This is a genomic window from Streptomyces cellostaticus (genome assembly GCF_023630175.1).
In the GTDB taxonomy this organism is placed as follows: domain Bacteria; phylum Actinomycetota; class Actinomycetes; order Streptomycetales; family Streptomycetaceae; genus Streptomyces; species Streptomyces cellostaticus_A.
Window position 1 is genome coordinate 148,331 of the sequence record NZ_JALLIN010000011.1, and the last position, 9,379, is coordinate 157,709.

Sequence of the window (9,379 nt, forward strand, 5' to 3'; positions counted from 1 at the left end):
ATCCGGGAATGACGGAGCGGGCGGACAGGGCCGAACGGCCCGGGGCGGCGGCCCGGCGGACCGCAGCGCAGCCGGAACGCGACCCGGAGGCCGTCTCCCGGTTCGTGGAGCGCTTCGCGGCCCAGCTCGTCGAGGCGGGCGTGCCCCGGATGCCGGCCCGTGTCTTCGCCGCGCTGCTCGCCTCCGACGCCGGCACCCTGACCTCGGCCGAACTCGGCGAGCGGTTGCGGGTCAGCCCGGCCGCCGTCTCCGGCGCCGTGCGCTACCTGGCGCAGGTCCACATGGTGTCGCGGGAGCGCGAACCCGGCTCGCGCCGGGAGCGGTACCGGGTGCACGGCGACCAGTGGTACGAGGCCCTGACCAGCCGGGAGGCCGTCATCAAGCGCTGGGAGCACGCCCTTCGGGAGGGCGTGGACAGCCTCGGCGCCACCACCCCGGCCGGGCGCCGGCTGGCCGAGACGCTGGCCTTCTTCGAGTTCGTCGACACCGAGATCGTCGCGATGATGGTCCGCTGGCGTGCCCGGCGGGAGGAGCTCTTCGGCTCCCCGTGACGCCCCGGTGCCCGGGCTACCCGGGCACCGGCAGGGTCAGCCCCCAGGCCCTCTCGCGCACCGTCCACGTCCGCCGCCGCACCGGACCCGACACCATCGCGTCCGCCCGGTAGCGGAAGTCCGTCCCCACCACCGTCACCGTGCGCCCCGCGGCCAGCAGCGGCGACTGCTCCGCGCCGGGACCGGTCAGCGGCCGCACCTCCACCGAGGCCGTCCCGCCGTCGCCCGGTGTCACCGACACCGCCTCCACGGGCTGGTCCAGGTCCACGACCGTCTCGCCGTCGACCTCCACCCGCAGCCGGGCGGGCCCGGGCGCCGGCACCGCGTCGAGCCGGGTGGGGCGCGGGGCCAGCGTGCGGACCAGCGAGCGGTACCGCGTACGCAGCCAGGGATGCCCCTCGGGGACGGCCACCGGCCGCGCGGCGGCCGCCCGCACCGGCGGGATGCCCAGCGCGCCCAGCACCACCCCGTCGCTGTCGTCGACCAGCAGGTCCAGCCGCCGCTCGGCGCCCTCCAGCACGGCCCGCGCCGCCGCCACCGGGCCGGCCGGCACGCCCAGGGACTCCGCCAGCGCCGCCTCCCCCACGGGCACCACGGCCAGCGCGCATCCGGTCAGCTCCCGGTGCCGGTGCAGCAGGGTCACCGCGCGCACCAGAGCCCGGTCGTCACCGATCACGACGGGCCGCCGGGAACCCCGTCGGCGGAGGGCCCGGGCGAATTCCTCCGGGCCCTCCGGCAGGCACACCTTGGTGGTCGCACCCGCGCTGAGCACGTCTTTCGCGATCCGTACGGACTCCCCGTCCCCCTGCCGTGCCGCCGGATCGATGATCACCAGCAGCTGATCGGACGTCGCGAAAGTCGCCACCTCGGTCCTGCCTCGCTTCCTCGGGTAGCATCTTTGTGCAAGAGCCCCTTGCGCTATTGCGCCAGGGGCTTCGTCTATTCCGGGGCATCCGGTCCGACGGTCGTGCGACCAAAGGCGGTCGCGGGTATGCGGCGATGCACCTTACGCCCACGCCCCCGACCATGGACATGCCCCGCCCGGAAGGGGTGTACGCGCGTGCCCGCACTTGTGCTGCTCGGTGCTCAGTGGGGTGACGAAGGCAAGGGGAAGGCGACCGACCTGCTCGGTGGCTCGGTGGACTACGTAGTGCGATATCAGGGCGGCAACAACGCCGGCCACACGGTCGTCGTGGGCGACCAGAAGTACGCACTCCACCTCCTCCCTTCCGGAATCCTCTCGCCCGGCTGTACGCCGGTCATCGGCAACGGTGTCGTCGTCGACCCATCGGTCCTGCTCTCCGAGCTGAGCGGTCTGAACGAGCGCGGCGTCGACACGTCCAAGCTCCTGATCAGCGGTAACGCGCACATCATCACGCCGTACAACGTGACCGTCGACAAGGTGACGGAACGCTTCCTCGGCAAGCGCAAGATCGGCACCACCGGCCGCGGCATCGGTCCGACCTACTCCGACAAGATCAACCGCGTCGGCATCCGGGTCCAGGACCTGTACGACGAGTCGATCCTGACCCAGAAGGTCGAGGCGGCGCTCGACGCCAAGAACCAGATCCTCACCAAGCTCTACAACCGCCGCGCGATCGCCGCGGGCCAGGTGGTCGAGGAGCTGCTGGGCTACGCCGAGCAGATCAAGCCGTACGTCGCCGACACCGTCCTGGTCCTCAACCAGGCGCTGGAGGACGACAAGGTGGTCCTCTTCGAGGGCGGCCAGGGCACGCTGCTGGACATCGACCACGGCACGTACCCGTTCGTCACCTCGTCGAACCCGACCGCGGGCGGTGCCTGCACGGGTGCCGGCGTCGGCCCGACGAAGATCAGCCGCGTGATCGGCATCCTCAAGGCCTACACGACCCGCGTCGGCGCCGGCCCGTTCCCGACGGAGCTCTTCGACGAGGACGGCGAGGCGCTGCGGCGCATCGGCGGCGAGCGGGGCGTGACCACCGGCCGCGACCGCCGCTGCGGCTGGTTCGACGCGGTCATCGCCCGCTACGCGACCCGGGTGAACGGCCTGACCGACTTCTTCCTCACCAAGCTGGACGTCCTCACCGGCTGGGAGCAGATCCCGGTCTGCGTGGCGTACGAGATCGACGGCAAGCGCGTCGAGGAGCTGCCGTACTCGCAGACGGACTTCCACCACGCCAAGCCGGTCTACGAGACCCTGCCCGGCTGGTCCGAGGACATCACCAAGGCGAAGTCCTTCTCCGACCTGCCGAAGAACGCCCAGAACTACGTCAAGGCGCTGGAGGAGATGTCCGGCGCCCCGATCTCCGCGATCGGCGTGGGCCCGGGCCGGACCGAGACGATCGAGATCAACTCGTTCCTGTAGGCCGCGGGCGGCACCGCACCGCCCGCGCGAGCGCCGCGACCGCCCGCCGGCGGCACCCCAGGGGTGCCGCCGGCGGGCGGTCCGCTTTCAGTGATCTCGATCCCGTTCCCGCGGTCCCCGGTATGCCGCCGACGCCCCCCACGGGTCCCGCTGGTACTGCTGATCCTTGCGTATTCAACTGACCAGGGGGACAGGCGGTATGGAGGCATGGGCACATGCTCTGGGCGGGCTGTGCGAAGGCCCGGGGCGGCAGCCCCGGGACGTCGTACGGGATCTGGGGGCAGTCCGGGTGGCGTCCGTGAGCGGGGGCGCCGCGGCGGTGCGGGGGGACGGGCGCGGGCCCGGCTGGCACCTGCTGCTGGTGCGGCACGGGGAACTGGTGCTGGAGCAGCAGGGGCGGACCCTGCGGGCGGGGCCGGGCGGGAGCGTGCTGCTCGACTCGGGCCCGCCCTACCGGCTGCGGCTGGCCGGCACCTCCAACAGCGTGGTCAGCGCCCACCTGGGCGGGCGGCCGCGGGCCCACGGCCGGCTGCGGACCCGGGAACTGGGCGCACGGCCCGACCTCGCCGTGCTGGTTGCCGGGCTCCTCGCCGGGCTCGCGGGCGAGAGCGCGCCGCACCGCCCGGGTGGTGAGCAGCGGCTCGGCACCGTCGTGTCCGATCTGGTCACGCTGCTGCTCGACGAGGAGGAACCCGGCGACTCGGCCCTGCTGCCGCGCATCCAGGCGTACATCTCGCGGAACCTGTCGGACGGTGCGCTCACCCCGGACCGGGTCGCCGCCGCGCACCACATATCCACCCGCTACCTGCACCGGCTCTTCCAGCGGCAGGGTCTCACCGTGGCGTCCTGGATCAAGGCGCAGCGGCTGGACCGGTGCCGGCGCGACCTGCGCGACCCCGGACTGGGCCACCTGCCGGTCCATGTGATCGGCGCGCGCTGGGGTTTCGCCCAGCCGGCCGACTTCAGCCGTGCGTTCCGGGCCGCGTACGGGACCACGCCGACGTGTTTCCGCGCGGGTTCGCCGGAGGCCCGTGGGCGCTGTGCGCCAAGGGACTGTGCGCGCAGCGCCAACGACATCCGCCTACCGGCACAGCAGACTCGTGAGCAGGACGAGGCACGGCGGATCGTGCCCGTCCCCGTACACATGGGGGAGCTGCATGCCTGAGAACGATGGCCACCCGCCCGTCGAACCGCGCGGGGGAGCCGGGGTGTTCGACGTCGACCCGGATCAGTCCGGGGTGAGCCAGGACCCGAACCTCGTCGTCAAGGGCGACATCGACGCCCTTCCCGAGAACGGAGCGGTGTGACATGGGCTCCGTAGCGGGAATGCTCGCGCAGATGCGCGGCCTGCTGGGCACCGGGGAGTACCCGCCCGGCTCGAACCACAACAAGGTCACCGAGTGGTACGGGCTCAACGACGCCTGGTGCGACATGACCGTCAGCTACGCCGCGGCCCACTCGGACAACCTGAGCGCGGTCGGCGGCGGCAGGAAGTTCGCGTACACGGTGGCCCACGCGAACTGGTTCCAGTCGGTCGGCCGCTGGCACTACGGCATCGGCGGCATCACCGCCGGTGACATCGTCTTCTTCGACTGGAGCGGCACCCGGTCGATCGGCGCCATCGACCACGTGGGTGTCGTCGAGGCGGTGCACTCCGACGGCACCATCACCACCATCGAGGGCAACACCAGCGACCAGTGCATGCGGCGGCTGCGCAACGCCGCCACGATCGTCGGCTACGGCCGCCCCTCCTACGGTGACGCCGACCCGCTGCCGGCCTCGGACGGCATCCTGCGCAAGGGCTCCACGGGGCCCGCGGTGAAGACGCTCCAGCAGAGCCTCAACACCGTCATGGGCGCGGGACTGGACGTCGACGGCGACTTCGGGCCGGCCACCGACAAGGCGGTGCGCGCCTTCCAGACGAAGTACGGCCTGGAGTCCGACGGCGAGTACGGGCCGGCCTCGGCGGCGATGATGGCGTCCGCCCTGAAGGGCGGGAGCAGGCCGCAGCCGCCGGCCCCGCGGCCGCCCTCCTCCGGGAAGCTCGCGGTCGACGGCCGGTTCGGGCCCGCGACGTGCGCCGCGATGCAGCGCGTGCTCAACCAGCACGGGGCGAAGCTGTCCGTGGACGGTGCCTTCGGGCCGCAGACCAAGAAGGCGCTGCAGGGCTACCTGCGGGTGACGGCGGACGGAGTGGTCGGCCCGAACACGATCAGGGCCCTGCAGAAGAAGGTCGGCTCCGGTGTCGACGGCGACTGGGGTCCGGACACCACCCGGCACCTCCAGCAGGCCCTGAACGCCGGCACCTTCTGACCGGCGCGACACACGGATCCGCGTGGGGGGAGGGAGCCCGTGCTCCCTCCCCCCACGCGTGCCGGGGTTCAGCTGAACACGATCATCGAGCCCTGGGCCAGGGAGCGGGTCGCCGCCGCGTGCAGGCCCAGCCAGACGTGCCGTTCCCGGGCGAAGGGGCTGGGGTCGTACGGCGCGGGGACGGCCGGCTCCTCCAACTCCGTGGGGGCGGAGGGCGGCTCCGGCGCCGCCGGGGGGTTGGCCGGGTCGATGCCGATCGCCGGGGCGACGTGCTCCAGCTCGCGCAGCAGGCTCTGCGAGGAGCCCAGCGGACCGCCGCCGGCGAGGAGTTCGTCGTTGGACAGCGGGTGCGGGAAGTCGACGGGGACGTACGCGCCCGCGTGGTCGTAGTGCCAGACCAGGTGGGACTGCTGGGCCGTCGACTCGAACATCTCCAGCAACTGCTCGTAGTCGCCGCCGAGTTCGTCCACCGGGGTCACCGGAAGTCCGCAGACCTGGAGGAGGTGGGCCCGGCGCAGGAAGTGCAGCGCGTCGTAGTCGAAGCCGGCCACCGGGGCGACCTCGCCGGACAGGCCCGGCATGTACTGGTAGACCGGCACCGGTGGGAGCCCGGCCGCGGCCAGCGCGTCGTTGTAGTGCGCGAGTTCCTCCGCGAACGGGTTGTCCGGGGTGTGGCACAACACGTCCACGAGCGGTACCAGCCACAGGTCACAGGCCAAAGAGAGCTCCTCGCATCGGCGGGTGCGCGTCTCGCGCACGGCAGCGGGTGGTCAGGGAAGGGTAGTCGGTGCGGGGCGGGCGGAGCCCCTGTCGTACGGGTCCCATACCCGGAGCGCGCCGTGCGGCCCCCGTCGGCGCCTCATTCCCGCGGCAGCCGTTCCAGCAGGGCCAGCGAGTGGGCGTTGGCGGCGGCGACGATCTCCTGGGCGGCCCGGGCCTCGCGGCGGGCCAGCGCGTCGACGAGTTCGGTGTGGCCGGCCCACAGCCGGCCGCGGAGGTCGGGCAGCCGGCGCAGGTGCTGCACCGCACACACCCAGGACTGCACGCGCAGCCGGTGCAGGAAGTCGGCGAGGTAGGGGTTGCCGAACAGTCCGCTCAGCTCGCGCCAGAAGCGCAGGTCGTAGCCGATCAGCACGCCGAGGTCGCCGGCCGCGGCGGCCCGCTGCGCCTCCTCGCCGCGCCGGCGCACGGCGGCGAGGGCCGCCACCGTCCGCGGGCTGTCCATGCCGGCGAGGGCGGGGTGGGCCTCGGTGAGCGCCTGGAACATGCCGTCGGTGACCAGGCCGCGGGCCTCCAGCATGCGGCGGTAGTCGGCGAGGGAGTACTCCGGGACCCGGAAGCCCCGGTGCTGGTCGGCCTCCAGGATGCCCTGCGCGGACAGGTCCACCAGTGCCTCGCGCACCGGCGTCGCCGAGACGCCGTACTGTTCGGCGATCTCCTTGACGGTGAACGCCCGGCCCGGAGTGAGGCGGCCCGCCAGCACCTCGTCGCGCAGCGCGTCCGCGATCTGCTGGCGCAGGGTGCTGCGCGTCACGGAGCCGTTGCCGGGCATCGTCGGGGCCTCTCCTCACACCTAAGGGTGACGTACTCGCACGTACTCGCCATTCTTTACGAGCACGTCACCTTACGCGTTCGGGTCCCCCCGGCGGCAGTCGCGGAGCGGTCAGCCGGTGTACTCGTCGGCCGTGCCCAGCGCCGCGTCCAGGGCCGCCAGGCCCTCCTTCAGCTCGGCCTCGGTCACATTGCACGGCGGCACCACATGGGTGCGGTTCATGTTCACGAAGGGCCACAGGCCGTTCCGCTTGGCGGTGGCCGCGAAGGCGGCCATGGGGGCGTTCGCCTCACCGGCCGCGTTGTACGGCACCAGCGGCTCGCGGGTCTCCCGGTTCTTCACCAGGTCCAGCGCCCAGAACATGCCGGTGCCGCGGACCTCGCCCACGCTCGGGTGCCGCGCGGCCAGTTCGGCCAGGGCCGGCCCGAGCACGCTCTCGCCGAGCCGCCTGGCGTTCTCGACGACGCCCTCCTCGGCCATCACGCCGATCGTGGCGACGGCGGCGGCGCAGGCCAGCGGGTGCCCGGAGTAGGTGAGGCCGCCGGGGTAGGGCCGCCTGCCGAAGGTCTCGGCGATCTCGGCGGAGATGGCGACCCCGCCGAGCGGCACGTAACCGGAGTTCACGCCCTTGGCGAAGGTCATCAGGTCGGGCACCACGCCGAACAGGTCGGCCGCGAACCACTCGCCGGTCCGCCCGAACCCGGCCATGACCTCGTCCAGCACGAAGACGATCCCGTGCCTGTCGCACAGCTCGCGGACGCCGGCCAGGTAGCCGGGCGGCGGCAGCATGATCCCGGCGGTGCCGGGGACGGTCTCCAGGACGATCGCGGCGACCGTGCCCGGTCCCTCGAAGGCGATCGTCGTCTCCAGGTGCTCCAGGGCCCGCGCGGTCTCCTGCTCCTCGGTCTCGGCGTAGAAGCGGGAGCGGTACAGGAACGGCGCCCAGAAGTGGACGACACCGGCGGTGCCGCTGTCGGACGGCCAGCGGCGCGGGTCACCGGTGAGGTTCACCGCCTGCTGGGTGCCGCCGTGGTACGAGCGGTACGCCGAGAGCACCTTCGGGCGGCCCGTGTGCAGCCGGGCCATGCGCACCGCGTGCTCGACGGCGTCCGCGCCGCCGTTGGTGAAGAAGATCTTGTCCAGGTCACCGGGGGTCCGCTCGGCGATCAGCCGGGCCGCCTCCGAGCGGGCCTCGATCGCGAACGCGGGCGCGAAGGTCGTCATCCTCGCCGCCTGCTCCTGTATCGCGGCGACGACCTTGGGGTGCTGGTAGCCGATGTTGGTGTAGACGAGCCCGCTGGTGAAGTCCAGGTACCGCTTGCCGTCGTAGTCCCAGAAGTACGACCCCTCGGCGCCGGCCACGGCGAGCGGGTCGATGAGGTCCTGCGCGGACCAGGAGTGGAAGACGTGCGCGCGGTCCGCGGCCTTCACTGCGGCACCGGCTTCGGGATGGGGCTGAGGGGTCATGCGGCCGAGGGTAGACGGCCTCGCCGCGGTCGCGACATCGGCGTCCTGTTCCCCGCCCGGGCTGTTACCGAACCGTGGACGCACGTCGGCACGGCTCCCGGCGCGCCCGCACTATTCTCGGTCCGTTGCAGACCTATGGGGGGAAGGCGGCGCGGGCATGGACAAGCTGGGACCGGGGGACCCGCGGCAGATCGGCGCGTACCGGCTGCTGGCGCGGCTGGGCGCGGGCGGCATGGGGCAGGTGTTCCTGGCGCGGTCGGACCGGGGCCGTACCGTCGCCGTGAAACTGATCCGCCGGGAACTGGCCGCGCAGGAGGAGTTCCGGGCCCGGTTCCGGCAGGAGGTGGGCTCCGCGCGCCGGGTCGGCGGGTACTGGACCGCGCCCGTGCTGGACGCGGACACCGAGGCGCCGGTGCCCTGGGTGGCCACCGGGTATGTCGCCGGGCCGAGCCTCCAGCAGGTCGTCGGGCACGATCACGGGGCGCTGCCCGAGCGGTCGGTGCGCATCCTGGCGGCCGGGCTCGCGCACGCGCTGAAGGACATCCACGCCGCCGGTATCGTCCACCGCGACCTCAAGCCGTCGAACGTGCTGGTGACGATCGACGGCCCGCGCGTGATCGACTTCGGTATCGCCCGGGCGCTCGAGACGCTGGCCGGGGACGGCCTGACCCGGACCGGTTCGCTGGTGGGGTCGCCCGGGTTCATGGCGCCGGAGCAGGTGCGCGGGGACCGGGTCACGCCCGCCTGCGACGTCTTCTGCCTCGGGTCCGTGCTGGCCTACGCGGCGACCGGTGTGCTGCCCTTCGGCGGCGCGAACAGCGGGGTGCACGCCCTGATGTTCCGCATCGCCCAGGAGGAGCCCGACCTCCAGCGCATGCCGGAGGGCATCGCCGACCTGGTCCGCGAGTGCCTGCGCAAGGATCCGGCCGCCCGTCCCTCGCTGGAGCGGATCCTGGAGCGGACCGGCGCGGAGGACACCGTCTCCGGGGGCCGCTCCCGCGACCCCTGGCTGCCCGGCGCCCTGGTGGCCCAGCTCGGCCGCCACGCGGTACGCCTCCTGGAGGTGGAGGACCCCCACACGGACCCGGACACCCGGGGCGGGGGCGGCCCGGGCGGTGCCCGGGGCCCGCAGGCGCCCACCGGGCCGGGGGG

General features: G+C 73.2%; 10 protein-coding genes. 6 read left to right on the top strand and 4 right to left on the bottom strand.

Features of this window, described 5'->3' with window-relative positions:
• Nucleotides 1-8: 8 nt before the first annotated feature.
• Entirely contained in the window at nt 9-551 is a 543-nt protein-coding gene (locus tag MXD57_RS09890; protein ID WP_250400952.1) for a GbsR/MarR family transcriptional regulator, read from the top strand.
• Nucleotides 552-567: 16 nt separating this feature from the next.
• On the opposite strand, the gene MXD57_RS09895 is transcribed toward MXD57_RS09890, so the two are convergent.
• Nucleotides 568-1,416 carry a diacylglycerol kinase family protein gene (locus MXD57_RS09895; protein ID WP_250400953.1) on the bottom strand — a complete coding sequence of 283 codons (849 nt, stop codon included), beginning with the start codon at nt 1,414-1,416 and terminating at the stop codon, nt 568-570.
• 195 nt (nt 1,417-1,611) lie between these two features.
• Between MXD57_RS09895 and MXD57_RS09900 the strand changes: the two genes are divergently transcribed.
• From MXD57_RS09900 to MXD57_RS09915, 4 genes are all read left to right on the top strand, one after another.
• On the top strand, nt 1,612-2,895 hold the full coding sequence (locus MXD57_RS09900; protein WP_250400954.1) for an adenylosuccinate synthase: 1,284 nt from the start codon (nt 1,612-1,614) through the stop codon (nt 2,893-2,895).
• Between the two features lie 199 nt (nt 2,896-3,094).
• Nucleotides 3,095-4,060, top strand: coding sequence for a helix-turn-helix domain-containing protein (locus MXD57_RS09905; protein WP_284505316.1), 966 nt, complete (start codon nt 3,095-3,097; stop codon nt 4,058-4,060).
• Nucleotides 4,053-4,202: a hypothetical protein gene (locus MXD57_RS09910; RefSeq protein ID WP_250400956.1), complete on the top strand. Its 150-nt coding sequence runs from the start codon at nt 4,053-4,055 to the stop codon at nt 4,200-4,202. Before MXD57_RS09905 ends, MXD57_RS09910 begins: the two co-directional genes overlap by 8 nt.
• 1 nt (nt 4,203) lies before the next feature.
• Nucleotides 4,204-5,208 (top strand): peptidoglycan-binding protein, encoded by a 1,005-nt coding sequence (locus MXD57_RS09915; protein WP_250400957.1) that lies wholly within the window; start codon nt 4,204-4,206, stop codon nt 5,206-5,208.
• Between the two features lie 68 nt (nt 5,209-5,276).
• Here the strand turns inward: MXD57_RS09915 and MXD57_RS09920 are convergent, their stop codons facing one another.
• From MXD57_RS09920 to MXD57_RS09930, 3 genes are all read right to left on the bottom strand, one after another.
• Nucleotides 5,277-5,927: a hypothetical protein gene (locus MXD57_RS09920; protein WP_250400958.1), complete on the bottom strand. Its 651-nt coding sequence runs from the start codon at nt 5,925-5,927 to the stop codon at nt 5,277-5,279.
• Nucleotides 5,928-6,067: 140 nt separating this feature from the next.
• Nucleotides 6,068-6,760 (bottom strand): GntR family transcriptional regulator, encoded by a 693-nt coding sequence (locus MXD57_RS09925; RefSeq protein ID WP_250400959.1) that lies wholly within the window; start codon nt 6,758-6,760, stop codon nt 6,068-6,070.
• Nucleotides 6,761-6,871: 111 nt separating this feature from the next.
• Complete coding sequence (locus MXD57_RS09930) at nt 6,872-8,227, bottom strand: aspartate aminotransferase family protein (protein ID WP_250400960.1); 1,356 nt, start codon at nt 8,225-8,227, stop codon at nt 6,872-6,874.
• Nucleotides 8,228-8,384: 157 nt separating this feature from the next.
• Here MXD57_RS09930 and MXD57_RS09935 point away from each other — a divergent pair.
• A partial coding sequence (locus tag MXD57_RS09935) for a serine/threonine-protein kinase (protein ID WP_250400961.1) occupies nt 8,385-9,379 on the top strand: 995 nt, incomplete at its 3' end.

Bases quoted from the DNA above. Each gene is read 5' to 3' on its own strand.
- MXD57_RS09890 (WP_250400952.1), top strand. From the start codon at position 9: ATGACGGAGCGGGCGGACAGGGCCGAACGGCCCGGGGCGGCGGCCCGG.
- MXD57_RS09905 (WP_284505316.1), top strand. From the start codon at position 3,095: ATGGAGGCATGGGCACATGCTCTGGGCGGGCTGTGCGAAGGCCCGGGG.
- MXD57_RS09910 (WP_250400956.1), top strand. From the start codon at position 4,053: ATGCCTGAGAACGATGGCCACCCGCCCGTCGAACCGCGCGGGGGAGCC.
- MXD57_RS09915 (WP_250400957.1), top strand. From the start codon at position 4,204: ATGGGCTCCGTAGCGGGAATGCTCGCGCAGATGCGCGGCCTGCTGGGC.
- MXD57_RS09925 (WP_250400959.1), bottom strand. From the start codon at position 6,760: ATGCCCGGCAACGGCTCCGTGACGCGCAGCACCCTGCGCCAGCAGATC.
- MXD57_RS09930 (WP_250400960.1), bottom strand. From the start codon at position 8,227: ATGACCCCTCAGCCCCATCCCGAAGCCGGTGCCGCAGTGAAGGCCGCG.